The organism is Pseudovibrio sp. Tun.PSC04-5.I4 (assembly GCF_900104145.1).
GTDB lineage: Bacteria > Pseudomonadota > Alphaproteobacteria > Rhizobiales > Stappiaceae > Pseudovibrio.
Window position 1 is genome coordinate 1,431,127 of sequence record NZ_FNLB01000006.1, and the last position, 26,011, is coordinate 1,457,137.

22 protein-coding genes are annotated in these 26,011 nt (G+C 51.9%); all 22 read left to right on the top strand.

The genetic code is table 11. The features are described 5' to 3' along the window. The first annotated feature begins 1 nt into the window (after position 1). The 22 genes from BLS62_RS11720 to BLS62_RS11825 all read left to right on the top strand — a co-directional run bounded on the left by BLS62_RS11720 (position 2) and on the right by BLS62_RS11825 (position 25,998). A complete protein-coding gene (locus BLS62_RS11720) occupies positions 2-1,063 on the top strand; it encodes a DNA polymerase III subunit delta' (protein ID WP_093180827.1) in 1,062 nt (353 codons plus the stop codon). An 80-nt stretch (positions 1,064-1,143) separates the two neighbouring features. Then, positions 1,144-2,697, top strand: coding sequence for a methionine--tRNA ligase (metG, locus tag BLS62_RS11725; protein WP_093180830.1), 1,554 nt, complete (start codon positions 1,144-1,146; stop codon positions 2,695-2,697). A 152-nt stretch (positions 2,698-2,849) separates the two neighbouring features. Next, positions 2,850-3,632: a TatD family hydrolase gene (locus BLS62_RS11730; protein WP_093180833.1), complete on the top strand. Its 783-nt coding sequence runs from the start codon at positions 2,850-2,852 to the stop codon at positions 3,630-3,632. Between the two features lie 49 nt (positions 3,633-3,681). Further along, on the top strand, positions 3,682-4,500 hold the full coding sequence (locus BLS62_RS11735; protein WP_093180836.1) for an MBL fold metallo-hydrolase: 819 nt from the start codon (positions 3,682-3,684) through the stop codon (positions 4,498-4,500). A 291-nt stretch (positions 4,501-4,791) separates the two neighbouring features. After that, on the top strand, positions 4,792-7,089 hold the full coding sequence (locus BLS62_RS11740; RefSeq protein WP_093180839.1) for a bifunctional salicylyl-CoA 5-hydroxylase/oxidoreductase: 2,298 nt from the start codon (positions 4,792-4,794) through the stop codon (positions 7,087-7,089). Beyond that, a complete protein-coding gene (locus BLS62_RS11745) occupies positions 7,089-7,853 on the top strand; it encodes an SDR family NAD(P)-dependent oxidoreductase (RefSeq protein WP_208990821.1) in 765 nt (254 codons plus the stop codon). Before BLS62_RS11740 ends, BLS62_RS11745 begins: the two co-directional genes overlap by 1 nt. Then, positions 7,850-8,332, top strand: a complete 483-nt coding sequence (locus tag BLS62_RS11750; protein WP_093180842.1) for a MarR family winged helix-turn-helix transcriptional regulator — start codon at positions 7,850-7,852, stop codon at positions 8,330-8,332. Before BLS62_RS11745 ends, BLS62_RS11750 begins: the two co-directional genes overlap by 4 nt. Beyond that, positions 8,332-9,153, top strand: a complete 822-nt coding sequence (locus BLS62_RS11755; RefSeq protein WP_200798505.1) for an enoyl-CoA hydratase family protein — start codon at positions 8,332-8,334, stop codon at positions 9,151-9,153. Before BLS62_RS11750 ends, BLS62_RS11755 begins: the two co-directional genes overlap by 1 nt. Further along, positions 9,154-10,365 (top strand): acyl-CoA dehydrogenase family protein, encoded by a 1,212-nt coding sequence (locus tag BLS62_RS11760; protein ID WP_093180845.1) that lies wholly within the window; start codon positions 9,154-9,156, stop codon positions 10,363-10,365. It begins immediately after the preceding gene. Then, positions 10,307-11,953 carry an AMP-binding protein gene (locus BLS62_RS11765; protein WP_200798506.1) on the top strand — a complete coding sequence of 549 codons (1,647 nt, stop codon included), beginning with the start codon at positions 10,307-10,309 and terminating at the stop codon, positions 11,951-11,953. The genes BLS62_RS11760 and BLS62_RS11765 overlap by 59 nt, the downstream gene beginning before the upstream one ends. Further along, positions 11,950-13,089, top strand: a complete 1,140-nt coding sequence (locus BLS62_RS11770) for an ABC transporter substrate-binding protein (protein ID WP_093180848.1) — start codon at positions 11,950-11,952, stop codon at positions 13,087-13,089. The genes BLS62_RS11765 and BLS62_RS11770 overlap by 4 nt, the downstream gene beginning before the upstream one ends. 153 nt (positions 13,090-13,242) lie before the next feature. Next, positions 13,243-14,163 carry a branched-chain amino acid ABC transporter permease gene (locus tag BLS62_RS11775; RefSeq protein WP_093180851.1) on the top strand — a complete coding sequence of 307 codons (921 nt, stop codon included), beginning with the start codon at positions 13,243-13,245 and terminating at the stop codon, positions 14,161-14,163. Next, on the top strand, positions 14,150-15,175 hold the full coding sequence (locus BLS62_RS11780; RefSeq protein WP_093180853.1) for a branched-chain amino acid ABC transporter permease: 1,026 nt from the start codon (positions 14,150-14,152) through the stop codon (positions 15,173-15,175). The genes BLS62_RS11775 and BLS62_RS11780 overlap by 14 nt, the downstream gene beginning before the upstream one ends. Continuing rightward, complete coding sequence (locus tag BLS62_RS11785; RefSeq protein ID WP_093180856.1) at positions 15,168-15,917, top strand: ABC transporter ATP-binding protein; 750 nt, start codon at positions 15,168-15,170, stop codon at positions 15,915-15,917. Before BLS62_RS11780 ends, BLS62_RS11785 begins: the two co-directional genes overlap by 8 nt. Beyond that, positions 15,917-16,600, top strand: a complete 684-nt coding sequence (locus BLS62_RS11790; protein WP_093180858.1) for an ABC transporter ATP-binding protein — start codon at positions 15,917-15,919, stop codon at positions 16,598-16,600. The genes BLS62_RS11785 and BLS62_RS11790 overlap by 1 nt, the downstream gene beginning before the upstream one ends. Further along, positions 16,590-17,012, top strand: coding sequence for an acyl-CoA thioesterase (locus BLS62_RS11795; protein WP_093180860.1), 423 nt, complete (start codon positions 16,590-16,592; stop codon positions 17,010-17,012). The genes BLS62_RS11790 and BLS62_RS11795 overlap by 11 nt, the downstream gene beginning before the upstream one ends. Further along, a complete protein-coding gene (locus BLS62_RS11800; protein ID WP_093180863.1) occupies positions 17,009-17,425 on the top strand; it encodes a RidA family protein in 417 nt (138 codons plus the stop codon). The genes BLS62_RS11795 and BLS62_RS11800 overlap by 4 nt, the downstream gene beginning before the upstream one ends. Positions 17,426-17,431: 6 nt before the next feature. After that, positions 17,432-18,238, top strand: a complete 807-nt coding sequence (locus tag BLS62_RS11805) for an alpha/beta hydrolase (protein WP_093180866.1) — start codon at positions 17,432-17,434, stop codon at positions 18,236-18,238. A 244-nt stretch (positions 18,239-18,482) separates the two neighbouring features. Beyond that, positions 18,483-19,625, top strand: coding sequence for a CaiB/BaiF CoA transferase family protein (locus tag BLS62_RS11810; RefSeq protein ID WP_208990822.1), 1,143 nt, complete (start codon positions 18,483-18,485; stop codon positions 19,623-19,625). A 172-nt stretch (positions 19,626-19,797) separates the two neighbouring features. Beyond that, complete coding sequence (locus tag BLS62_RS11815; RefSeq protein ID WP_093180869.1) at positions 19,798-21,261, top strand: glycosyltransferase; 1,464 nt, start codon at positions 19,798-19,800, stop codon at positions 21,259-21,261. Then, a complete protein-coding gene (locus tag BLS62_RS11820) occupies positions 21,258-24,953 on the top strand; it encodes an NfrA family protein (protein WP_208990823.1) in 3,696 nt (1,231 codons plus the stop codon). Before BLS62_RS11815 ends, BLS62_RS11820 begins: the two co-directional genes overlap by 4 nt. Next, positions 24,904-25,998 (top strand): DUF4434 domain-containing protein, encoded by a 1,095-nt coding sequence (locus BLS62_RS11825; protein WP_208990824.1) that lies wholly within the window; start codon positions 24,904-24,906, stop codon positions 25,996-25,998. The genes BLS62_RS11820 and BLS62_RS11825 overlap by 50 nt, the downstream gene beginning before the upstream one ends. Positions 25,999-26,011 lie beyond the last annotated feature (13 nt).

Genomic DNA, 26,011 nt, shown 5'->3' on the forward strand with positions numbered 1-26,011 from the left:
TATGGCAAAGGCACCTATTGTTGAAGACGCGCCAGAATTTGACGAGGTAGAGGGGCTCCTTTTACCGCGAGAACAAACCGTTCTTTATGGCCACGAACAGGCGGAGACGGAGTTGCTGGATGCTTACCGCTCGCAGCGTTTCCACCATGCATGGATTCTGGGGGGCCCCAAAGGTATCGGCAAAGCAACGCTCGCTTTCAGATTCGCCAGGTTCATTCTGGAGCACCCAGACCGTTTTTCAACACCGGTTGCCGCAGCCAACAGCCTCTATGTTCCGCCAGAAAGCCGCAGTTCTCATATGATTGCCGCCGGGTCTCATGCCGACCTCCTGCATCTACGACGCCCGTGGGATGTGAAGGCAAAACGCTTCAAGCGCGACCTCCCTGTCGATGAAATTCGCAAAACCACTGCATTTTTTGGCTCAACAGCTGCTGGCGGCAATTGGCGTATCTGTATCGTAGATGCGGCGGATGACATGAATCAGTCAGCTGCAAACGCTTTGTTGAAAATATTGGAAGAACCACCAAAACAATCCCTGTTTATCCTACTTTCTCACAACCCCGGCAGATTACTCCCCACCATTCGGTCACGTTGCCGCCGCTTGCCGATGCGCAAGTTGGAAGAGGCAACCATTGAGCATGCCTTGTCAGATATGGGCAGTTTCCAAGGTGGCACCTCTAGGGCCCTTCATGCACTGGCGGATGGCAGCCTGCGGCAAGCCGCTTTGGCTACAAACGGCGGCGCGCTGGACATTGCGCAGGAGTTTTCACGACTGACAGAGATGCTTTCCAACTTGGATATGATCCGAGTTCATAGCTTTGCAGACAAGGTTTCTGCCCGCGGCGCAGAGGATGCATGGAATACATTTTTGGAGCTTGCGCGAACATTCTTGAGTAATCAATTGCGTAAAGATGCAAGCGCAAGGCCTGATGCGCTTGTCAGGTGGGCTGACTTGTGGGAAAAGGTTGGCCGCGCTGCATCAACAGCAGATGCTCTGAACCTCGACCGGAAGCAGGTAGTTTTGTCTTTCCTCATTGATTTGCGGAAAGCGCACGCAGGCTAACGTGTTGACTGTTGTCTTTGAGTGTTTTGCTCAAAGAGTTTTCCAGATTTAGATCCCGGATCCAAAGATCGCTATAGGATATGACAGAAAAAACGCCTTTCTATATTACTACTGCAATTTCCTACCCAAATGGTGAGCCGCATATCGGCCATGCATATGAGGCAATTGCAACTGACGTGCTGGCCCGCTTCCAAAGACTGGATGGCCGTGAAGTCCACTTTCTGACAGGTACTGATGTACATGGTCAAAAGATGCTTCAGACCGCCGTCAAGGAAGGTATGTCTCCTTCAGATCTGGCTGATAAGAACTCCAAGCTCTTCCGCGAAATGGTTGAGATGCTGGGATGTTCTAACAATGATTTCATCCAGACCAACGAAGAGCGCCATTACAAGTCCTGTCAGGCAATCTGGCAGAAGATGGTAGACTCTGGCGACATCTACAAAGACAGTTACGCCGGTTGGTATTCAGTACGCGACGAAGCCTACTATCAGGAAAGCGAAACCGAAGTCCGCGAAGATGGCGTGCGCTACGGTCCGCAAAACACACCTGTTGAGTGGGTAGAAGAAGAAAGCTACTTCTTCCGTCTGTCTGCATATGAAGATAAACTGCTGGCGCTTTACGAAAACCAACCTGACTTCATCGGCCCGAACGCGCGCCGAAATGAAGTCATGAGTTTCGTAAAAGGGGGCCTGAGAGATCTTTCAGTTTCCCGTACCACGTTTGATTGGGGTATTCCTGTTCCCGGTGATGAAAAGCATGTGATGTATGTTTGGGTGGATGCACTCACCAACTACATTACCGCGCTGGGTTACCCGGATATGGAAGGCGATATGGCCAAGTTCTGGCCTGCCAATACTCACATCATCGGTAAAGACATCATCCGCTTCCACGCAGTGTACTGGCCGGCATTCCTGATGTCGGCAGGTGTACCGCTGCCAGAGCGCGTGTTTGCACACGGTTTCCTCTTTAACTCCGGTGAGAAGATGTCCAAGTCCCTTGGCAACGTCATCGCACCGCGTGATCTGGTGGACACTTACGGCCTTGATCAGATCCGCTATTTCCTCCTGCGCGAGGTTCCATTCGGTCAGGATGGCAACTACAACCACGAAGCAATGGTCAACCGCATCAACGCCGACCTTGCCAATGATATTGGAAATCTGGCTCAACGTTCTTTGTCCATGATCTTCAAAAACTGCGAAGGCAAACTCCCGATACCGGGTGAGTTCTCCGCTGAAGATAAGGCAATGCTGGCACAGGCTGATGAGATGCTTGAAAAATGCCGTGACTTCATGGCCAAGCAGGAAATTCACAATGCGCTCGCCTGCATTTGGGCAACCGTTGGAGAAGCAAACCGCTACTTTGCCTCTCAAGAACCTTGGGCGCTGAAGAAAACCAACACGGAGCGTATGGCGACAGTTCTTTACACAACTGCTGAAATCATTCGTCAGGTTGGTATTTTGGCACAGCCAGTTATACCGGGTTCTGCCGCAAAACTGCTGGATCTTCTGGTTCTGGACGAAAACCAGCGGACATTTGCACAGCTTGGTGAAGCCGGACGCCTTCAAGGTGGCGGCGAACTGCCAAAACCACAAGGTATATTCCCGCGCTATGTAGAGCCGGAAACTGCTGAGTAAGCAACCAAATCACTTTGGTTTCAAGGGAGGCATAAAAGCCTCCCTTTTTTATGAGAGAAGCCGGAAGTCATCCGAGTTTTTCTCAAGGTGTTAAATCAAGAGGCCAGAAGGCCTATTGACAGAATCGCGCTGGAGGCGCTTTTGCTGTGACCATGTTAGTTGATAGTCATTGTCATCTGGATTTTCCAGATTTTGCAGAAGAGCGAGATCAGATCATCGCTCGGGCTCATGAGGCCGGGGTCATGCTGATGGTCACCATCTGCACGCGTGTCCGCCGTTTTGAGCAGATCAAAGAAATTGCTGAAACTTATGACAGCGTTTATTGCTCCGTCGGTACGCATCCGCATCAAGCTGAAGAAGAAGCAGATGTAACCCTTGAAGAGATCCTGGAGTTTGCCAAACATCCCAAAGTGGTTGCTATCGGTGAAGCTGGGCTGGATTACTTTTACGACAAGGCCCCGCGCGATGTTCAGCAAAAAGTTCTTCGCACCCATATTACAGCAGCACGCCAAACCCAGCTACCGCTCGTCATTCACAGCCGTGATGCAGACCATGACATGATGCGCATTTTAGAAGAAGAAATGAAAATTGGCGCTTTCCCGGCGCTCCTTCATTGTTTTTCCTCCGGTAAAGAGCTGGCCATGAAAGGCTTGGAACTGGGGCTGTACGTATCCTTCTCCGGCATTTTGACGTTCAAACGCTCGCAGGACCTACGTGATATTGCAGCCGAGTTGCCGATGGATCGTTTGCTTGTGGAAACCGATGCGCCATATCTTGCCCCCCAGCCATGGCGCGGGAAACGCAATGAGCCAGCTTATGTCGCCCATACCAACAAAGTACTGGCGCAAGCCCTTAGTGTAAGTGAAGAAGAGATGGCAACCGCAACAACGCAAAACTTCTTGCGCCTGTTTTCTAAGGTGCCACGGCCACAATGATTGGCTAAACTGGCCCTGTTGGTAGTGCCGCTATTATTTGAGAGGAACCATGACCAGCAATTTTAAGGTCACACTACTGGGCTGCGGCTCTTCTACTGGCGTTCCAAGGATTGGCGGTGACTGGGGACATTGCGACCCCAATGAACCTAAAAACCGGCGCCGTAGATGCGCGCTACTCGTCCAGCGGTTCTCCAATGAGGGCACAACAACGGTTCTGATCGACACTGGGCCAGACCTGCGGGAGCAAATGCTGTCTGCAGGCATAACACAGGTCGATGCCGTCCTTTACACCCATGCGCATGCAGACCACCTGCATGGCATCGATGATCTGCGGTTCTTCGCCTTGATGCAGCGCGCCAAAGTTCCTGTTTATATGGATGCCTTTACATCCCACCGGGTGCGCACAGCTTTTGACTATTGCTTTGCGACACCGCCCGGATCCGGTTACCCGCCAATCTTGAGCGAAAACCGCCTGATTGATGGAAAAAGCATCACCATCAACGGGGCAGGTGGGCCAATCACAGCTTTGCCGTTTAAAGTACATCACGGCGATATCGATGCCCTTGGCTTCCGTTTTCAAGACCTTGCATACTCTCCTGATGTCAATGACATCCCGGAAAGCAGTTTTCATGCATTGAAAGGTCTCGATACGTGGATCGTGGATGCCCTACGACAAAAACCGCACCAAAGTCATTTTTGCCTAGGTGATGCGCTGGATTGGATTGAGCGCATGAAGCCGACAAAAGGTATCCTGACCAACCTGCATTGTGATTTGGATTACGAGCAGTTGCTGCGGGACCTACCGGAAAACATATCGCCTGCATTCGACGGTCGAACAGTTGAATTTGAAGCACATGCGACGGTCTAGGCCGTCGTATTTCTTATGAACCTTACGCAGAATCAAGTCGTGCCAAATCTCTGAAATTTGAGCAAATTAGATATATCAATCTTGAATAAGCTCTGAACTTATTTTCCAGATCATATAGTATATTTTGGAATCCAGAATATAAAACATCATAAATACAGCACCTTAGAGGTGAATAGAACTACAATCTATATATTTCATACTTAGATATTTTATGTTTGAAATAATTTTAAAAACCTGTCACGCTTACCCCAAGTTGAAAATAGGCGCTGCAAAGCCTTGGGGGAGAGAAACATGAAAGTCGCATGTCTTGGAGGTGGCCCGGCCGGCCTGTATTTCGCAATCAGTATGAAGCTGCGAAACCCAGAGCACGAGGTTACGGTCATTGAGCGCAACAAGTTTGATGACACGTTCGGGTGGGGCGTGGTTCTTTCAGATGAGACGCTCGACAACTTCAAGGTCAACGACGAGAAAAGCGCTGAAGCCATTCGCGCCCATTTTGCATACTGGGATGATATTGCGGTCCATTATCGCGATACGTGCCATGTTTCCAGTGGCCACGGGTTCTGCGGCATTGGGCGCAAGCAATTGTTGCTTCTCTTACAGGATCGTGCTCGCGAGTTGGGCGTCACTCTGGAATTTGAGCGCAACTACACAAGCGCAAAAGAGTTCATGGATAAGTATGATCTCGTTGTTGCAGCAGATGGTCTTAACTCCGTTTGCCGCACCGAATTTGCTGAGCATTTCAAACCAGACATAGACACCCGCAAATGCAAGTTCGTTTGGCTGGGCACACACCAGAAGTTCGATGACGCTTTCACATTCATCTTTGAAGAAACCGAACACGGTTGGATTTGGGCACACGCCTACCAGTTTGACGACGACACCGCGACCTTCATTGTAGAATGTACTGAAGAAACCTACGAGGCCTTTGGGTTTGGCGAAATGAGCCAGGCGGACTCCTGCCGAACCTGCGAAAAGATCTTTGTTAAACATCTTGGCGGCAATGAGTTGATGACCAACGCAGGTCATATTCGTGGTTCCGCATGGATCAACTTCCCACGTGTTCTCTGTGAAAAATGGTCCTACAAAAATCTGGTTCTGATGGGAGATGCTTCAGCAACAGCGCACTTCTCAATCGGCTCAGGTTCCAAGCTGGCAATGGAAAGCGCGATCGCGCTGGCGGACTACCTGCACAGTGAGAAGAGCATAGAAGATGCCTTCCAGAAATACGAGGACGAGCGCCGTCTGGAAGTTCTCAAACTCCAGTCTGCTGCCCGCAACTCGCTGGAATGGTTCGAGAACGTGGAGCGTTATCTGCACCTCGATCCCGTCCAGTTCAACTACTCCTTGCTCACACGCTCCCAGCGGATCTCCCACGAGAATTTGCGTGAGAGAGATGCAGATTGGCTGGCAACAGCTGAGGGCTGGTTCCAGTCAAATGCAGGCGTAGCAGATGCTGAAAACGCACCACGCGCGCCGATGTTTGCCCCCTTCAAACTACGAGATATGGAACTGAGCAACCGTGTGGTTGTCTCTCCTATGGCTCAGTACAAAGCGATTGATGGAACCGTCACGGACTGGCACCTGACCCACTACGGCGAACGCGCCAAGGGCGGAGCTGGGATGGTTGTTGTTGAAATGACCTGCGTCAGCCCAGAAGGCCGGATCACACCGGGCTGTCCTGGCCTTTATGACCCGGAGCATCAAGTCGCATGGAAACGCATCACAAATTTCGTCCATGAGCACAGTCACGCAAAGATCTGTTGTCAGCTCGGCCACTCAGGACCAAAGGGCTCAACTCAGCTAGGTTGGGAAGAGATGGATGCACCGCTAAACTCGCAGAACTGGCCACTCATCGCGGCCTCACCAATTGCATGGTCTGAACGCAACCAGACACCAAAGCAAATGGATCTGGCTGACATGGACCGCGTGAAAGCAGAGTTTGTGACTTCAGCCAAAATGGCAGACGCCGCTGGCTTCGATATGCTTGAAGTTCACTGTGCACATGGGTACCTCCTGTCCTCCTTCATCTCACCACTGACCAACAAGCGTGACGATGAGTTCGGCGGTTCCTTAGAAAACCGGATGAGATACCCACTGGACATCATTAGGGCTGTTCGGGGCGTATGGCCTCAGGAAAAACCGATATCCGTCCGCATCTCCGCAACTGACTGGGTTGAAGATGGAGGCTTAACACCGGATGAAGCCGTTGAAATTGCACGCATGTTAAACGCCGCTGATGTTGATATCTGCGACGTCTCCGCCGGCCAGACGAGCACCAAGGCACAACCGGTTTATGGTCGTATGTTCCAGGTGCCATTTTCTGACCGCATCCGCAACGACGCCGGTATCCAGACTATGGCGGTGGGTAATATCTACGAACCAGACCATGTGAATTCAATCCTGATGGCCGGTCGTGCAGATCTCGTTTGTCTTGCTCGTCCCCATCTTGCCGATCCGTACTGGACGCTACATGCCGCCGCTGATCTGGGTGATAAAGGCGTTCATTGGCCAGAGCCATATCAGCCGGGCAGAGACCAGCTCTATCGCCTTGCCGAGCGTGCAGAGACTATGAAAGTACGCGTTTGATGAAAGTTGCATTGGAAAAACATGCGGTTGTTACAGGTGGAGGGACCGGAGTCGGGGCCGAGATTGCCAGCCACCTCGCGGAGCAAGGTGTTAAAGTCACCATCGCAGGGCGCAGGCGCGAACCTCTCGATTTGGTCGCTAGCACCAATGCAAACATCTTTGCTGTCACAGCTGACATCACGGATGAATCCTCCGTGACTGATCTGTTTGCCGAAGCAACCAGGATGCATGGTCCAGTCAACATTGTGATTGCAAATGCAGGGGCCGCAGAATCCGCACCCTTTGCGAAAATCGGACTGGATGACTTTCAGCGCATGCTCAACATTAACCTGACGGGCACGTTTTTGACCTTCCAAAAGGGTCTTGAACACCTCAAAGGGCAGGAGTACGGGCGCTTGATTGCCATCGCATCAACGGCAGGGTTACGCGGCTTTTCCTACGTATCGCATTATGCTGCTGCAAAACATGGCGTTGTTGGCATGGTTCGCTCGCTGGCGCTGGAGCTTGCCAATAAACCAATTACGGTCAATGCTGTATGCCCGGGGTTTACCGAAACCCCGATGTTGCAACGCTCGCTTGAAAATATCATGCAGAAAACCGGAATGAGTGAAGATCAGGCGCGTGCCGCTCTTTACAAGGATAATCCGCTGCAGCGGTTCATTCAGCCAGATGAAGTCGCGGCAACCGTTGCATGGCTCATAGGCGAAGGAGCCCGCTCTGTCACCGGTCAGTCTATTTCCGTTTCAGGAGGCGAAACCCAATGAATCAGGCCACTGAAATCAACGAGGCTCCAGACACAACAGACGATAAATCTCGCGTCCGTCTCTGGCTACGATTACTTCGTGCTTCACGTGCTATTGAGGGCGAACTGCGAGAGCGTCTGCGCACTACATACAGTGTAACTCTGCCGCGTTTTGACGTGATGGCAGCGCTCTATAGAGAGCCAGAGGGCATGCTTATGTCCCAACTCTCAAAGTACCTCATGGTTTCAAACGGCAATGTCACCGGCTTGATTGATCGCCTGACCACGGACGGATTGGTTCAGCGCACATTGCGAGACGGAGACCGCAGAACCTCTGTTGTCCTGCTCACAAGTGTTGGTCGTGTCGATTTTGAGAAAATGGCGAAAAGTCACCGCGAGTGGATCAACGAATTGCTCTCGCATTTCTCGCCGCACGAAGCTGAAGTTCTTGCCGATACCCTCAAGGTATTTGCGAGCGATTGGGAGGGGGAGGCCCGATAATGCTAACCACTTATAAAATGGCGGATATCCAGCCAAAACACTTCATTTGGCGTATGGAAGGCGATGTTGCGGTTATCAAGCTTGACCGCCCGGATCGCAAAAACCCGCTCACGTTTGAGAGCTATACGGAACTGCGTGATACATTCCGCAATCTGGTCTATGCAGATGATGTAAATGCGGTTGTGATCGCACCCAATGAGGGCAATTACTGCTCTGGTGGTGATGTTCACGACATCATCGGCCCGCTTGTGTCCATGGACATGAAAGACCTGCTGAAGTTTACCCGCATGACCGGCGATCTGGTCAAAGCCATGATCAATTGCACCAAACCAATCATCTCTGCAGTGGACGGGATCAGCGTCGGGGCTGGTGCGATTATGGCGATGGCCTCCGACATGCGCCTTGCAACCCCAGAAGCGAAGACAGCATTCCTGTTTACGCGCGTCGGGCTTGCTGGCTGCGACATGGGGGCTTGCGCAATCCTACCGCGCCTCATCGGGCAAGGTCGTGCTGCTGAACTTCTCTACACTGGACGCTCCATGAGCGCTGAGGAAGGCTATAACTGGGGTTATTTCAACTCCATGTCCACGTCGGAAGAGATCGAGTTTGCTGCCATCAAAATGGCTCAGCGTATTACGGCTGGTCCAAACTTTGCTCACGGCATTACTAAGACCCAGCTGAACCAGGAATGGAACATGGGTCTCGATCAGGCCATCGAATCTGAAGCTCAGGCACAAGCCATCTGTATGCAGACCCGGGATTTTGAGACTGCTTACAAAGCATTTGTTGCAAAAGAAAAACCTGTGTTTGAGGGGGCATAAATGGCTGATACGACCTTCCTAGACTGGCCGTTTTTTGAGAACAAACACCGCGAGCTACGCGATGCTATTGAGATCTGGTGTTGCGATAACTTGCCAGCCGATCATTCTGATACAGATGCCGCTTGCATCAAACTTGTGAGTGATCTGGGCAAAGCAGGCTTTCTAAAACTCTCTGCCGTTGATCCAGCAAATCCGCAGCCACTCGATGTGCGCAGCCTGTGCATTATGCGTGAGACATTGGCGCGGCACGATGGTCTGGGTGATTTTGCCTTCGCTATGCAGGGGCTGGGAACCGGCGCGATCAGCTTGTTCGGCAATGCCCAGCAACAACTGTGGCTTAACAAGACCCGTGCGGGTGAAATGCTCTCTGCTTTTGCGCTGACCGAACCAAATTCTGGGTCTGATGTTGCAAACATTGAACTCTCCGCCATCCGTGATGGCGAGGAGTATGTCCTCAACGGTGAAAAAACCTGGATCTCCAACGGCGGTATAGCCGGTGTTTATGTTGTCTTCGCTAGGACGGGCGAAGCAGCAGGCGCAAAAGGGATCAGCGCATTTATCGTACCGGCGGATACACCGGGGCTAACCGTGGAAGAGCGGTTGGATGTGATGGCACCGCACCCATTGGCACGCCTTGGCTTCAAACAATTGCGTATTCCAACATCAAACCGCATTGGGGACGCTGGAGAAGGCTTCAAAATCGCCATGTCGGTGCTGGATGTCTTCCGCTGCACAGTTGGCGCCGCTGCACTTGGGCTTGCCCGCAGAGCACTGGAAGAAACCATTGCTCGTGCAACAACACGCAAAATTGGCGATGGTGTCCTTGCAGATATGCAGATGGTGCAGGGACATATGGCAGAGATGGCAATCGACATCGATGCCTCTGCACTCCTGATCTACCGCGCTGCGTGGACGAAAGACATGGGGGCTGTTCGTGTAACACGAGAAGCTGCCATGGCTAAGCAGTTCGCAACCGATCAGGCACAGCAGGTTATTGATAAGGCAGTACAAATTCACGGGGGCGAAGGCGTCCGTTCAGGCAATACTGTCGAAAAACTTTACCGGGAAATCAGGGCTCTTCGCATCTATGAAGGCGCCTCGGATGTTCAAAAAATAATAATTGCAAGGCAATTGCTTTCTCAGGGGGAGAGAAATGCTGGGACCAAGCGCACACAGGGATACCTTCACAAGGGACAGGCTGCCACCAGTTGATCAGCAGCCCGTCTTCCAAATGGAAGGCTTCGCGTATCCAGATCACATCAATGCCGCAGTTGAGCTCACCGATAAAATGGTGGATCGCGGCTTTGGTGATAATATTGCTCTCATCGGCAATGGACGAAAACGAACCTACAAAGAGCTGGCGGACTGGACGAACCGCATAGCACGCGCTTTGCAGGAAGATTATGGATTGGAGCCGGGCAACCGCGTTCTCATCCGCTCAGCCAACAACCCGGCCATGGTCGCATGTTGGCTGGCAGCGACAAAAGCTGGTGCAGTGGTGGTCAACACCATGCCAATGCTGCGTGCTATGGAACTGGGGCAAATCGTTGACAAGGCTGAGATTAAACTTGCCTTGTGTGATTTGCGTCTCATGGAAGAGATGGAGCGTTGCCTTGGGCAAAACGATCACCTGACCAAAATTGTTAGCTTTGATGGTACTGCCAACTTTGCTGGCGAATTGGATCAGATCGCTCTGTCCAAACCGGTGCAGTTTGAAGCCGTTAAAACAGGCCGGGACGATGTCTGTTTGCTCGGCTTTACATCTGGTACGACCGGTCAGCCCAAAGCGACCATGCACTTCCATCGGGATCTGCTGATCATTGCAGATGCCTATGCAAAAGAAGTGCTGGATGTTCAGCCATCAGATGTGTTTGTGGGCAGTCCACCGCTCGCCTTTACGTTTGGTCTGGGCGGTCTGGCGATTTTCCCGCTGCGTTTTGGGGCAACCGCAACCCTGCTGGAAACGGCAGGGCCGAAGCAACTGATTGAAATCATTGAGACCTATAAGGCGACGATCTCCTTCACAGCACCGACAGCCTACCGCGCGATGATGGCAGCTATGGAAGAAGGGGCAGACCTGTCTTCCTTGCGTATTGCCGTCTCTGCGGGCGAGACATTGCCAGCGCCCGTGTTTGAGCAGTGGAAGCAAAAAACCGGCATTCCTATGTTGGATGGAATTGGCGCAACCGAAATGTTGCACATTTTTATTTCCAACCATTTGGAAGATGCTGCGCCAGCAACCACTGGTCGCCCAATCACCGGGTATTCGGCCAAAGTGGTCGATGGCAAAATGAAGGAAGTTCCACGCGGCACAGTTGGCAAACTCGCTGTGCGCGGACCAACCGGCTGTCGGTACATGGAAGATGAACGACAGCAGAAATATGTCCGGGATGGCTGGAACTTAACAGGTGATGCCTTTTATCAGGACGAAAAAGGCTATTTCCACTTTGCCGCCCGCGCAGACGATATGATCCTCACATCCGGTTACAACGTTGCCGGACCTGAGGTAGAGGCTGCTCTTTTAAGCAGTCCAGAGGTGTCCGAATGTGCCGTTATAGGTGTAGCGGATGAAGCCAGAGGGCAGATTGTCGAAGCGCATGTGGTGTTGGTGGAGGACCACCCACGTGACGGGGATACAGTCAAACGTCTTCAGGACTATGTAAAATCCACTATAGCACCCTATAAATACCCGAGGTCACTCAAACTGGTAGAATCACTACCAAAAACCGCGACAGGCAAAATTCAAAGATTCCGCCTGAAGGAACAGCCAGTCGAGGATAAATCAGGGGAACTAATATGAAAAAACTACTTTCAGCCGGAGCAGCTGCCCTTCTGTGTTGCACAGCAGGCATAGCGCAAGCCGAAGTGAAAATCGGCATGATCACCACCCTTTCTGGTGGTGGTTCCACACTTGGTATTGATGTGCGCGATGGATTTAAGCTGGCACTGAAACAATCTGGCACAACCGACGTTAAGCTTTTAATTGAAGATGACGCGCGTAAGCCGGATGTGGCCAAAAAACTGGCCGACAAATTCATTCAAAAAGACAAGGTTGATATTCTGACCGGCATTATCTGGTCCAACCTTGCAATGGCGGTTGTTCCAGCGGCAACACGCAAAGGCACACTCTACATCAGCCCAAATGCAGGCCCATCTGCACTTGCTGGCAAGGCGTGTCACGAGAACTACTATAATGTTGCCTGGCAGAACGATAACCTCCATGAAGCTATGGGCTCCCACGCCAACACGGCTGGCTACAAGAAGACCTTTATTCTTGCACCAAACTACCCAGCTGGCACCGATGCGCTGAAAGGCTTCAAGCGCATGTACAAAGGCGAGCTGACTGGTGAGCTGTTCACCAAGTTGGGTCAGGATGATTACGCCGCTGAAATCGCACAAATCCGCGCTTCTGGCGCTGACAGCTTGTTCTTCTTCCTGCCAGGCGGCATGGGCATTGCGTTCATGAAGCAGTATGCGCAGTCCGGCGTTGATGTGCCGGTCATGGGACCAGCCTTCTCCTTCTCGCAGGATATTTTGCCAGCGATTGGAGATGCTGCACTTGGCGTTGCTAACTCCTCCCAGTGGGGTAAGGATCTTGAAAACGACGTAAATGCGAAATTCGTGAAGGGTTTCAAAGAGACATACGGTCGTCTTCCATCCCTTTACGCATCTCAAGGCTATGATGCTGCAAACCTGATCCTGTCCGCAATGGCAAAAGCTGATGTGAGCGACAAAGACGCGTTCCGTGCAGCACTCAAGCAGGCAGACTTCGCTTCCGTACGTGGCAAGTTTAAATTCGGCAACAACAACCACCCAATTCAGGACATTTATGTGCGTGAAGTGGTGAAGGAAGATGGTCAGATCACCAACAAAATCGTTGGTGTCGCAATCAAAGACCATCAGGACGCATATGCATCCAAGTGCCGCATGAAATAAACTATCCTATTGGTTTGAAAATTAGACGGCGGGGGAATCCCAATCTCTCCCGCTGATCCCCTTCGCGTTGTCCTGAAATAACTCCAGTATTCGGAGAAGGTTGCGCATAATTTTGAACTATCAATGAAAAAGAAGCCTCGGGAATTTTCATAAATGACGGCAGCTTTGATTTTTGAGCAAGTGTTAAACGGGCTGCAGTTCGGTCTCACATTGTTTCTGATGGCAGCTGGCCTCACACTGGTATTCGGTGTGATGGGCCTCATAAACCTTGCTCATGGCTCACTTTATATGGTTGGCGCATTCTGTTGCGCATGGGTTACTCAGCAAACAGGATCGTTCTGGCTTGGGCTTGGCGGCGGTATTCTTGGAGCAGCTGTTGCAGGTGCGCTGGTTGAAATACTGGTGATCCGCAGGCTCTATGGCCGCGACCATCTGGATCAGGTACTGGCCACCTTTGCGCTTATTCTGATCTTCTCAGAAGGGACGCGCATGGTGTTTGGTTCTATGCCGCTTTACCTGAATATCCCTAATGCACTCAGCGGAACCGTAGCTCTTCCGGGCATTGAGGCTTACTCGCTCTATCGCCTCTTCATCATTCTGGCAGCACTTACTGTGGCTGTGCTGCTTTATGGGCTCATCTCCAAAACCCGCCTTGGCATGCGTATCCGCGCCGGTGAGAGTGATCGGGAGATGATAGCCGCCTTAGGCGTTGATATCAAAACGCTTTACACCATCGTATTCGCACTGGGTGCAGCCATTGCAGGCCTTTCAGGCGCACTTGTGGGAGCCCTACGTTCCGTACAAGTCGGCATGGGGGAGCCAGTTCTCATTCTCGCCTTCGTGGTGATCGTGATTGGCGGTATCGGCTCCATCAAAGGCGCGTTGATCGGCTCCATAATGATAGGTCTGGTCGATACCCTTGGCCGTATCTTCCTGCCCGTCTTCCTAAAATATTTTATGGAAAATTCCAGCGCAAACAGCGTCGGAGCTGCACTGTCATCCATGCTTATCTACCTGATGATGGCGGGCATTCTGGCTATTAAACCAAAGGGGCTCTTCAATGCAAGTAACTGATACAGCTCCCAAACCCGTCGCTGGCATTAAGTTTAGCCGCGAGGGAATAATCAACCTGATTGTCATGGCTGTATTGCTGGCTCTGCCACTATGGGCTTCTTCAATCGGTGAGGATTATTACGTCAATCTTGCCAGTCTCATCACGATCTTTGCAATTGCAGGCGTCGGACTCAATTTCGCCATCGGTCAGGGCGGTATGGTCAGCTTTGGACATGCGGCATTCTTCGGCATTGGTGGCTATACCACTGGTATTGCAGCCTTTCACAGCTTTGAAGAAACGCTTTTCATTGCCACACCATTTGCCATATCCGGCACCAATCAGATGCTGATTATCTGGATTGTGGCAATGGTTCTGTGTGGCATCGCGGCATTGGCCATTGGCGCAATTTCCCTGCGCACTGAAGGCGTCTATTTCATCATGATCACGCTGGCATTTGCGCAGATGATCTACTACTTCGCCATCTCATGGCCGACCTATGGCGGAGATGACGGCCTGTCAATTTACCTGCGAAATCAAATCCCTATGGCAGATGCGGAAAACGCATTGACGTTCTTCCTCATCTGCTTTGTTCTGTTGCTGGCAGCCATATTCGTGTCGGCGAGGTTGTCCGGCTCCCGTTTTGGCGCGGCCCTTGGCACTGCGCGGATGAATGAGACCCGACTGGCGACATCCGGTATCGATCCATTCCCAATCAAACTAACGGGTTTCGTCATCTCTGCCATGATCACAGGTTTGGCTGGTGCTCTGCTTGCTGAATTAAATGGGTTTGTCGGCCCGTCTATGCTGTCTTGGCATCGCTCCGGCGAGATCATGGTCTTCGTCATCCTCGGCGGTGTGGGACGTCTCTATGGCCCCGTTCTCGGAGCCGCTGTATTCGTGCTGCTGGAAACCTATATCGGTGAATGGACAGAGCACTGGCAGCTGTTACTTGGCTTTGCCTTACTGGGTGTCGTTCTGTTCGCCAGAGGTGGCGTAATGGGCCTGCTCGCAGGGAGGGCTCACCATGATTAAACCGGTTCTTGAAGTCAAAGGCCTCCACAAATCCTTTGGCGCATTGCAAGCGACGAAAAACGTTAGCCTAAACCTAAAACCCAATGAAATTCATGCCCTTATCGGTCCGAACGGGGCTGGTAAATCAACTCTGATTGGCCAGATCGCAGGCTGGATTACACCCGACAGTGGCACCATTATTCTGGATGGTGAAGATGTAACAATGGATCCTGTTGCAAGTCGATCCCGCAAAGGATTGGGCCGCAGTTTTCAGGTTTCATCATTGGCAATGGAGGTGAGCGCACGCCGCAATGTGATGCTCTCCGTTCAGGCCAGTCAGGGTTCTAGTTTCCAGTTCTGGAAGCAGATCAAATCTGATCTGGACCTACGCGAAACCGCTGGTCATTGGCTGAAAAAAACTGGGCTTAACGGGCGAGAAGACATTGCTGTTTCAGAATTGTCTCATGGTGAGCGCCGTCAGGTGGAAGTGGCTTGTGCACTGGCATTGAAGCCTAAAGCGTTGTTGCTGGATGAACCGATGGCTGGGCTCGGCCCAACTGGTTCCATTCAGCTCACTGAATTCCTTGAGGAAATTCGCCCACAAATCCCGATCTTGCTCATTGAGCATGACATGGATGCAGTGTTCAGACTAGCAGATCGCATCACCGTCCTCGTCAGCGGGGCAGCTATGCTCTCTGGTTCGGTTGACGAGATCCGCTCAAGCGCGCTGGTGCGAGAAGCTTATTTGGGGGAGGAAGCCTAATGCTTTTGGAAGTCAAAGGCTTAGAAGCCCATTATGGCGCAGCTCAGGCACTGTTTGGCGTCAACCTCACAATTAATGAAGGTGAAATGGTGGCAATGCTTGGCCGCAATGGCATGGGTAAATCCACCACCATCAGTTCAATTTGCCAGATGATAACGCCGACCAAAGGCACAATTGAGTTTTGTGGTCAAACACTTAACCACATGCCCAGTCACAAGGCGGCTCGTCTTGGTCTGGGGTTGGTGCCAGAGGGGCGCAGGTGCTTTCCAAACCTGTCCGTTTTAGAAAACCTCACCGCTGCAGCGCGTAAGGGCGAGTGGACGCTAGAGCGTGTTTACAAGCTCTTTCCACGCCTCAAAGAGCGGAAAGGTCAAAGCTCAAACACCTTATCTGGTGGCGAACAGCAGATGCTGGCGATTTCCAGAGCATTGATGACAAACCCGAAATTGCTGATCCTTGATGAAGCAACGGAAGGTCTTGCACCTGTGGTGCGCGGGGAAATCTGGCAAGCCATCACGGTCCTGAAAAAGGAAGGTCTATCCATCCTAATCGTCGACAAGACCTTGAAGGAGCTGCTGCCATTGGCTGACCAGGCCGTTATATTGGAAAAAGGCGAGACTGTCTGGGCGGGTCGACCTGACTCGTTGAGCGAAGAAATGAAGGACAGATATCTTGGCCTTTGAGCGCACAATTCAAGTGATGTTCCAGCATTGCGATGCAGCTGGGATTGTCTTCTATCCCCGCTATTATGAAATGATCAATCAGGTCGTTGAGGAATGGTTCGAGCAAGGTCTTGGAACCTCGTTCGTAGACATTCATATAAAACAAGGGGATGCAGTCCCCACGGCCAAAGTTGAAACTGAGTTCAAGAAACCCAGTGAGCTTGGCGACAAACTCTTATTCACGCTTGAGGTCACTAAGATCGGGCGCTCTAGTGTCCATCTTTTATTCACTGTCACGTGCGGCGAAGAACTCCGGCTGACCAGTAAGTCCGTCATTGTTTACGTCAAAGGCTCTGAAAAGAAACCAGCAAGCTGGCCGGACGGCATCAAAGCGAACCTCAATTTATTCCTGAAGGAAGAAGGACCTGCATGACACAGCAGTCATTGTTTAAATTTTTGCAACCTGAAGGCTGGAAACCTGCATCTGGCTATGCAAACGGTATTATGGCAGAAGGAACACCAATTTTTCTGGGTGGACAGATTGGCTGGAATGGCCAGCAAGTGTTTGAAAGTGATGACCTTGTCGCACAAGTCAAACAGACACTTGAGAACATCAAAGAGATCCTCGCAGAGGCCGGTGCATCACCAGACAATGTGGTCCGCCTGACTTGGTATGTAGTTGATAAAAAAGACTATTTATCCCGCCTGCGCGATGTTGGCGAGGCGTACCGCTCGGTCTTTGGAAAGCATTTTCCATCTATGACCATGATCCAGGTCGCTGATCTGGTGGAAGATCAGGCCAAAGTGGAAATTGAAGCAACCGCTGTGTTGCCAAAAGCGGGATAACAGAAGATGCGGGACTGGGACGCGGCCTATCATAACTCTGGTGTCGTACCAAATGCAGGAGAGCTGTTTGACCAATGGGTTGAACGCTCTAAGGCATTTCGCGAGACCTCGGAAAATCAACTGGACATTGCCTATGGCAGCGGTGAGCGCGAGAGGTTCGACCTCTTCCTGCCAAAGGGCACAGAGCCAAAAGGCCTGGTCTTTTTCGTGCATGGTGGCTACTGGAAGGCCTTCGACAAAACAGCTTTCAGTCATCTGGCAAAAGGTGCTGTTGAGATGGGATATGCCGTTGCAATTCCATCCTATGACCTTTGTCCTGATACGAAAATTCACAATATAACCAAACAGATGCAGTCAGCCCTTGAAGTCGCATCTGAGCACGTTAAAGGACCGATTTACCTCAGTGGCCACTCCGCTGGCGGGCATCTCGTTGCGCGGTTAGGTTGCCAAAACACCATGCTTTCACCAATGATACAACATCGGATCAAGCACATCTTAGGGATCAGCGGTGTTTATGATCTGCGCCCCATTCGCTTGACGCAGATGAATGAAACGCTTCAGATTGATGCGGAGGAAGCCAGATCTGAGAGTCCAACTCTGCATGATCCAATAGAAAATTTGCGCTTTACCGGATGGGTTGGAGCGGAGGAACTCGCGGAATTCAGACGCCAGAATGCAGCGCACTGTGCCATTTGGGCCGGGTTTGAGACACAAATAATGACCTACGAAGATCCCGGCAAAAATCATTTCACTGTGGTCGAGGCTCTGGAGCACGCAGGCAGCCTGCTCTTAACAACTATGTTGAACACTTAATCACACCTTATTGATGTAATAGATGTATTTGCGTTTGCGTGGATTTTGCGTTGATCAGCGTGCTTTAAGGGATTCATGCGTTGCTTTAAGTCGCTATGCCCATGATGCATCCTAACCTATTAGACAGCCTATTCACCAAATGGAGAGTTGTGAACACACTGCTAAGCACCTTAGAGTTAATCAAGGTCGCGGCGGATGTTATTCTCGTCAAGTCGCGCAATGATAAGCTGTATGGGAGGCGCAAGTGTCGGCAGCAAAAAAATCAGGACCACTGAGCGGATTGCAGGTTGTGGAAATGGCCGGGCTTGGTCCGGGCCCAATGGCCGGGCAGTTGCTCGCGGACCTTGGAGCCGAAGTGATCGTCGTTGATCGGCGTACCGGAGAGCGCATCGACAAGGATGTGAACCGGCGCGGCAAGAAGTCCATCGCGCTCAACATGAAGTCAGAGGGTGCGTTAGATGTATTTTTTTCACTTATTGAAAAGGCCGATATTCTGATTGAAGGCTTCCGGCCCGGTGTCATGGAGCGCCTTGGTCTTGGGCCGGACGTGTGTTTGGCAAAGAACCCTAAACTCATCTTTGGCCGCATGACGGGGTGGGGGCAGGAGGGTCCACTCTCCCAAACTGCCGGTCATGATCTCAACTACCTCGCTATGACAGGTCTACTGCACACCATTGGTGAGGAAGGCCGCCCCCCCGTGCCGCCGCTCAACATTGCCGCCGATTATGGCGGAGGATCCATGTTCCTGCTGCTGGGAGTACTTTCAGCCTTGTTTGAACGCAGCCAAAGCGGCAAAGGTCAGGTCATTGACGCGGCGATGGTGGATGGCGTACCAGCCATGGTCGGTCTTATCTATTCCATGATGGGCCGAGGTCTGTGGCAGGATAAACCGCAAAGCAATCTACTTGATGGTGGAGCCCCCTTTTACCGCTGTTATGAAACAGCTGACGGACGCCATCTTTCCGTTGGCTCACTGGAACCGCAGTTCTTTGCGCAGTTGCTGCAAGGATTGGCGTTGCCGGCAGATTACTCCAAGATCCAGATGAACATGGCGCAGTGGCCAAAGCTGGAAGAGGCCATTGGCGGTGCGATCAAGGCGAAATCGCTGGATCACTGGGTTGGTGTATTTGCGGGAACCGACGCCTGCGTCGCACCGGTCCTGTCCATTGAAGAATCTCATGCCGCCGCACTCAACACAGAACGCGGCAACCGCATCATCCTCAATGGCATAACGCAGGCCGCACCGGCTCCAAGGTTCAGTCGATCCAAGCCGCAAACACCGCAGCCCGCAGGCAGAACTGGCGACCATACTGCACAGATTTTACAGGAACTCGGTTTCAACGAAAACGACATCACAGCTATGCAGAATTCCAAGGTACTGGCCTAGTTTCGCAGTTTTTAGCTAAGCTTATGTGAGAAATGTTGGAGGGCGTCTAATACGCCCTTCCAATGGCAAAATCATCTCGGGCGAAAGAACTGAGAAGATACCATGATGAGGGCATTCCTAAGAATCTCCTAGGGTAACTTTAGTAAGGTTATAACTATGAGGTTCTGAAGACATGCTGGTAACAGATGCATTTGTACTGTTATTTCTAGTTACTCAGGGCCTGTTCCTGGTGGCCTCCTACGTCTTCGCAATCTCCGGCGCAGATGATCTCATCGTCGACACGCTCTACTACGCCTTCGTCGCCTGGTATCGCGGTCCTTTGGTAGGGCACACAGAAGAACGCTTGTTTGAAGAGGCTGGCAACCCGGACCCACGGCCGCTGGCTATCATGCTGCCGGCTTGGGACGAGGGGGATATCCTATATCCCACCGTCACCGGCATCATTGGCAAACTGGATTATCCCTCCTATTGGATCTTCATCGGCGTTTATCCCAATGACGAAGCCACTCAGCACGCAGCAAACAGGTTAGCGGCAGAACATGACAATCTGCGCGTGGTCGTTACCCCCAATGATGGCCCCACCTGCAAAGCGGATTGCCTCAATTCTATCATCGCCTCCATCGAAGAATTCGAGCTGCAACAGAACATCCAGTTCGCGGGCATTGTTATGCAGGATGCGGAAGATATCCTGAACCCCCATGCCCTGCGCATCTTCAACGCCAGTCTGGAGCTTGCAGATGTGGTGCAGTTGCCCGTGTTGTCACTTCCTCGCCGCAGACGACAGTTCACCGCTGGCCATTACATGGATGAGTTTGCGGAGTTTCACTCCAAAGAAGTGCTGGTCCGTGGGGTCCTGACGGGAACAGTTCCCGGCGCGGGCGTTGGGACGTGTTATTCCAAGAAGGCCATTGAAACAGCCAAATCCATTGCGGAAACCGATTCAAACGGCATCACCCAAATTTTCAACACCAGCTCGTTGACGGAAGATTACGACCTTGCCATGCGGTTGACGGGCAGGGGCGTCACACACCGCCTCCTCTGGGTTCACCCATCCAGCAAAAGCGATTACACCAACTTCGCTGTCACACAGGAACTGTTTCCCTCCGGTTTATGGCAGAGCGTCCGCCAGAAAACCCGCTGGACCATTGGCATTGCCTTTCAAGGCTGGGCCCAACTGGGATGGAAGGGTGGCATCGCAGATATCTACTTTTACTGGCGCGATAGAAAGATGGTCGTCTTCAGCCATGCTATCGTCATTGGCTATGCAGCCCTGATCATCTATTGGGGCCTGCGCATCTATGAGCGCCTGTCACCAGACGCCTACCATTTGCCGCCCTTGCTGCCAGAAGGCAGCCCGTTCTGGTACGTCATCTGGTTCAACGTGCTCCTGCTGGCCCATCGGCTCATACAGCGTCACATCTGGACCGGCTATCATTATGGTTTCAGAGCCTTGGCACCAGTCACCCTGCGCTATTTCATTTCCATCTTCATCAACTACCTCGCCATGGTGCGGGCCACCAAAACATGGATTAAACACCTCAGAACGGGTGAAGTCATCGGCTGGGATAAAACCGCGCACGATTACCCCAATGAAAAAACCCATGAGGAAATTCTGCAAATGGAGCAGCTGAAATGAGCGCTCCATTTCGCAACAGACGGCTGATCCGCAAAACAGCAAACCGCAAAGCCGGTTTCCAGCTGTTATGGGCCGTCATGTTTGCATTGGGGCTTTCCATACCAACGCTCTCACAAAACCCGCAGGATTCAGAGGGTGACACGGAACCGACTTACACATCCCAACAAAAAGCGGACTATTACATCAGTGTGCTTCGCGACAGACAGGACAGCCAGTCTCTTCTGCGAAGCACATGGCGCGATTACAGGTCCTACCCCTTACTAGACCTGACCTACCGGCTTCTGGCAGAAGGACGAACGGAAGAGGCTCTCAAGGAGCTGGACCAGCTGCTGGACTATGACCCGGACCACCTGATTGCCCGCTGGCAAAAAATCCACCTGCTTATCAATCTCAATCGGATTATGGCCGCTATTGATCAGCTGGAAATATTGCAATCCCAGGCGCCTGCCTTCAGTCGTGGATACCTGGCCCTTGGCAACCTGCACATGCTCGCCGGTGATAACGTGCAAGCCTTCAATGATTTCCGACTGGCCATTGAAACCGGCAAACTGCTGGAAAGTGACCGGGAGCAAGCCCTTGCCGGTGCTGCTGAGGCGGCCCTTAAACTTGGCAAAACAGAGGAAGCCCTAAACTCTCTCAACATTTTGAGAGAGTTGGGCCGCGCAACACCACGTCAACGGCTCATTCGGGCAGACTTGCTGCGCAACCTCAACCAGCTGGAAGAAGCCAAAGCCGAATGGGAGGCCCTTTCTAAACTGGACAATGCCCCCCAAACACAACGCTCCGCCATCTTGAATCAAGCTTTCCTGCTGTTAGAGCGCGGCGATGATGCGCAAGCTTACGAATTGCTTTTAAAAGGCGAGAAAAGTGGTCTGTTCAAAGGACGGCAAGCCTCAGCCCTGGAACAGAGAACCTTCGCCAGAGCTTTGGCAGCCAGTGCTCTCAATTCAGATCACCTGAACGAACTTCTCGCATTTCTGGAAACAGGTCGGATTGACTTCCTCGGACTGTCCTCTCGGGTTCAACTGGCCTACGCATTGCTCAAAAAAGGCTCCAGCGCAGAAGCGGAAATGGCGTTGCTTACATCTGATGGGCGCTTGCTCGACACCAAATCATCAGGACCGGAAGAAGCCGCCAATTATTACCTATCCTTGGCTGATATCGCCATTCGAGCTGGAGACGATGCAAGAGCCGTCACCGCTGGCCGGCTCCTGATCAAACTCACCCGCAGTCCGGAATATGGCTTACAGCTCAGCAATCTAGCCCTTAACAACGGCTGGGAATCCGCAGCCATTGGCGCGCTGGTGGAACTTCGGGCCATCACAGAGATCGCAGACCAGCGCAATTCACCCGAAGCATGGGTCGAATTGCTCCAAGCACTGTCTGATCTGGCGCGGCGTGCCGGTGATCTTGATCTGGCAAACGAGGTGTTGAAAGAAGCAGAAGTCCTCATGCCCAACTGGAGGATAACAGCCAAACGCGGCCAAGTGGCTTTGCTCTCCAACAAACGCAGGGTCGCAGCAGCGGTTCTCAATGATGCTCTGGCGCGGGCAAACAAATCCAGAGAGACCAAAGAGTTCAACGAAAACGATAAAAAGACCTATGCACGCCTGCTGTTTGATCTGGCTGCAGTGTCAGCCGCCAACGAAGACTGGGACAATGCACTCGATTTTTTGATTGCAGACTGGAAGGTCGAACCCGATCCAACTCTCATCCTGCCAGCCTATCTGATCTTGAAAGAAAGCACCTCAAAAGACGTTACACCTCAGAGATGGTTGAACTATGTGTTCGCCCACACCAACACGGCCAGCCTCTCTAAGGAAAGCAAACAGATGTTCGCAGCGGCCTTTCTGTCGTTGGCCCGCGTGCTGAAGGCAAGTGGTGACCTGAGCAACGCCTCCAAGATGTACAGCCAGACCCTGAAACTGAACGGTACATCGGCAGCGCGGTTGGAAGCAGCCTATTTGGCATTGCAACTGAGACACCCAGAACGCGCTCTGATGCTCATCATGAAAATGGACCGCTCCAGATATCAAGGCCCGATCATGGCCATTGAGTGCGAAGCCTACCGCGCTCTGGGTCGTAATCAGGATGCGCTGCAGTGCGCTCAGGCCGAGGAAAAAGCCAGCCCTCAGGATCCAGGCCGCCATTTGGCACTGGCAAATATTTATCTGAAGCTGGGGGAAAAGCGAAAAGCGCTGGCAGGTCTGGAGCACGCCTATGAACTGACACCAGATGTGACAACGGCAAGCCAGCTGGGCTTTCTCTATCAGCAACTGGGAAACCATCCCAATGCCCTTAAATGGTTCTCCGTTGCCTTTGAAAAGCACCGCAATCAGCAAGCAGGCTTAGCGCTGCTCTTTATCTACCTCCAAAAGCGCCAATATGCCGAGGCAGCGATTATCCTGCGCACTCTCAATTTTAACGCGCTGACTTCAAAACAAAAAGCTCAGTACTATGCGGCGCGGGCGCAGATCACACTGCAAACAGGACAGCAGACACCGGAGAAGCTGGAAAGAGCGCTTACAGATATGCGTAAGGCGAGGGCGCTGGACTCCACCGCCGACATCCGCTTTTCCATAGTGCAATTGCTTTTCCAACTGGGAAATCTGGAGGAGGCTTCAGCCGAGTACGAAAACCTCAGCCATTCTGACAAACAACATGCGGCCACACTCGCACTTGGCGGCTACCTCGCGCGCGCGCAAGGCGATAACGATTTAGCGATTACCCGCTATGAGGCCTCGCTGGAAATCAAGCCAGAGCAAGCCAGCCTGCAAGAAGATCTCGCGTACACCTATCTTACAGCCTTTGAAAACAAAAAGGCGGCTGCCGTCTTCCGCAATCGCATTGAAGTACTGCAACGCCAGCAGCTGAATATATACGAGCAAGACAAGCTCGAGCGGTTTCAGCGCCAGCTGCGCATTCTGGAAATTCCAATCAGCTTCCTTTTGTTCGACGGCATCAGCCCATCCCGTCAGGATGAGGAGGATGATATTGCTGGTGCTATCCTCGGCATCCCATCCAGCAGTCCGTTCGGGTCCGTTGAAATGGCATGGCGACCACCCGTGATCGGGTATCAGAACGGGCGCACGTTTGAGGTGATCGCCAGAGCGCAATGGCTCAATGAGCGTTACAGCTTCCGGCCCAACCAAGATACGTTCCAGACCATCATTGGCTTGCGATGGAAACCTTTGATGACGCAAAATCTAAAAATTGGGTTGGAGCGATTTTTCAAAGGCGGCAGCATCACAGAGGACAACTGGCTGGGCAGGGTGCTCTGGTCTCACACCACCGGCAATGACTTCCTGCCTCTGTTTGATAGAGAGACCGGGGAGCTGATCGACCGTGAGCCATACGTCAGTCTCTACCTCGAAGGAGGTCGTTTTTTCGAGAAAGAAAAGACCATTTTGTTTTATGGCGACGGACGGCTTGGTTACACTTTTAGGCTCGATCCTAACCTGATCTTGTCGCCCTTTGCGTATTCAATAGGGAGCGGAAACTGGAATTCCCAAACCAGCGCGATGGCTATTGAAGCAGGGCTGGGAGCATCTTTGAAGTGGAGAGGGGTGTACACCGAAGCCTATGGTGACTTGCTCTTGCTGGAGGTGTTCGGGCGCATAGGACATGAAGTGTTAAACACCAATGACAGCGAAACCAGCCGAGTACTTTTGGGTCTTCAAGCAAACTTTTAAGCAATTGATATTATGGGGACTTTGCCTTGGTATCCTCACAATTGTGATGATGCTGAAAGCCTATGCACGTCCAGATTCCGGTGTAAAGGAATGTATTCCTATACGCATGAGCTTCATCCAACCATGGGGTGATGAATATATTCCTAACCAGCGTATATGGAGATCAGAGCTCCTTTCACATCAAAGGCTTGGCGTGGATGAGATTATTCTGCAATGGACCCTTTGGAGCTCGGATCACAGCACAGAACCCAAACTCCCTATATGGCTGGAATCCGCAATTCTGGCAGCTGATGATGCAGGCACAAAGATCTGGTTTGGTCTTAGATATGACCCCGGTTTCATCAAGGGATTAAGGACCAAAGGCCAAGCCTATCTAGACCAACGCCTGAGTGAAAATAGAGCGCTCGCCAAAGCCATCAAGTCACAGCTTGCTTATGCATCGCACCCAGATCAGGTGTTCGCAGGCTGGTATATCGCCGACGAAATCGACAGCGAACTTCTGCTGGACGCCAAGCTCAACACACTGATTACCAGTTACGTGAAGCGCACCCGCATTGCCTTAAACGAGATCTTACCCGGACCGGTTGCCATCTCAGGCTACACCGGCATGGAGACCAATGCGGAAAAACTGGCAGCACGCTGGAACACACTGATGAACGCATCCTCACTGGATATCCTGCTGCTTCAGGACGGGCTAGGGGCCAAGTTGATGGAACCTTATTCCAGTAGAAATCTGCAACGTTCCATAAATGCAGCCTTTCAAAAACAGGACCACACAGTCATTCCGGTGGTGGAGATTTTTGAAATTGACCCAAGAACGCCTGACTTTAAAACCATGCCCACAAAAGTCGGGACTATGAAACGGCGGCTCAGTAATGCACGAATAAAGCCAGATCAATCAGTCGCGCTGTTTTCACTGTCCAGCCATGTGCTCAAGCACGACAGCAAAGACAGCCGGGACCTTGCAAAATTCCTTCAACAGAATGCGCAGATTTGCCAACAGAGTGAATTGAAAGTCTTCAACACACAAAACGAACGGGACTAAATTCGAAGCAGGA

What these genes read in the sequence shown, in the direction of transcription:
- BLS62_RS11720 (WP_093180827.1), top strand. Translation starts at nt 2, where the DNA reads ATGGCAAAGGCACCTATTGTTGAAGACGCGCCAGAATTTGACGAGGTA.
- metG (WP_093180830.1), top strand. Translation starts at nt 1,144, where the DNA reads ATGACAGAAAAAACGCCTTTCTATATTACTACTGCAATTTCCTACCCA.
- BLS62_RS11730 (WP_093180833.1), top strand. Translation starts at nt 2,850, where the DNA reads ATGTTAGTTGATAGTCATTGTCATCTGGATTTTCCAGATTTTGCAGAA.
- BLS62_RS11735 (WP_093180836.1), top strand. Translation starts at nt 3,682, where the DNA reads ATGACCAGCAATTTTAAGGTCACACTACTGGGCTGCGGCTCTTCTACT.
- BLS62_RS11740 (WP_093180839.1), top strand. Translation starts at nt 4,792, where the DNA reads ATGAAAGTCGCATGTCTTGGAGGTGGCCCGGCCGGCCTGTATTTCGCA.
- BLS62_RS11745 (WP_208990821.1), top strand. Translation starts at nt 7,089, where the DNA reads ATGAAAGTTGCATTGGAAAAACATGCGGTTGTTACAGGTGGAGGGACC.
- BLS62_RS11750 (WP_093180842.1), top strand. Translation starts at nt 7,850, where the DNA reads ATGAATCAGGCCACTGAAATCAACGAGGCTCCAGACACAACAGACGAT.
- BLS62_RS11755 (WP_200798505.1), top strand. Translation starts at nt 8,332, where the DNA reads ATGCTAACCACTTATAAAATGGCGGATATCCAGCCAAAACACTTCATT.
- BLS62_RS11760 (WP_093180845.1), top strand. Translation starts at nt 9,154, where the DNA reads ATGGCTGATACGACCTTCCTAGACTGGCCGTTTTTTGAGAACAAACAC.
- BLS62_RS11765 (WP_200798506.1), top strand. Translation starts at nt 10,307, where the DNA reads ATGCTGGGACCAAGCGCACACAGGGATACCTTCACAAGGGACAGGCTG.
- BLS62_RS11770 (WP_093180848.1), top strand. Translation starts at nt 11,950, where the DNA reads ATGAAAAAACTACTTTCAGCCGGAGCAGCTGCCCTTCTGTGTTGCACA.
- BLS62_RS11775 (WP_093180851.1), top strand. Translation starts at nt 13,243, where the DNA reads ATGACGGCAGCTTTGATTTTTGAGCAAGTGTTAAACGGGCTGCAGTTC.
- BLS62_RS11780 (WP_093180853.1), top strand. Translation starts at nt 14,150, where the DNA reads ATGCAAGTAACTGATACAGCTCCCAAACCCGTCGCTGGCATTAAGTTT.
- BLS62_RS11785 (WP_093180856.1), top strand. Translation starts at nt 15,168, where the DNA reads ATGATTAAACCGGTTCTTGAAGTCAAAGGCCTCCACAAATCCTTTGGC.
- BLS62_RS11790 (WP_093180858.1), top strand. Translation starts at nt 15,917, where the DNA reads ATGCTTTTGGAAGTCAAAGGCTTAGAAGCCCATTATGGCGCAGCTCAG.
- BLS62_RS11800 (WP_093180863.1), top strand. Translation starts at nt 17,009, where the DNA reads ATGACACAGCAGTCATTGTTTAAATTTTTGCAACCTGAAGGCTGGAAA.
- BLS62_RS11805 (WP_093180866.1), top strand. Translation starts at nt 17,432, where the DNA reads ATGCGGGACTGGGACGCGGCCTATCATAACTCTGGTGTCGTACCAAAT.
- BLS62_RS11815 (WP_093180869.1), top strand. Translation starts at nt 19,798, where the DNA reads ATGCTGGTAACAGATGCATTTGTACTGTTATTTCTAGTTACTCAGGGC.
- BLS62_RS11820 (WP_208990823.1), top strand. Translation starts at nt 21,258, where the DNA reads ATGAGCGCTCCATTTCGCAACAGACGGCTGATCCGCAAAACAGCAAAC.
- BLS62_RS11825 (WP_208990824.1), top strand. Translation starts at nt 24,904, where the DNA reads ATGACAGCGAAACCAGCCGAGTACTTTTGGGTCTTCAAGCAAACTTTT.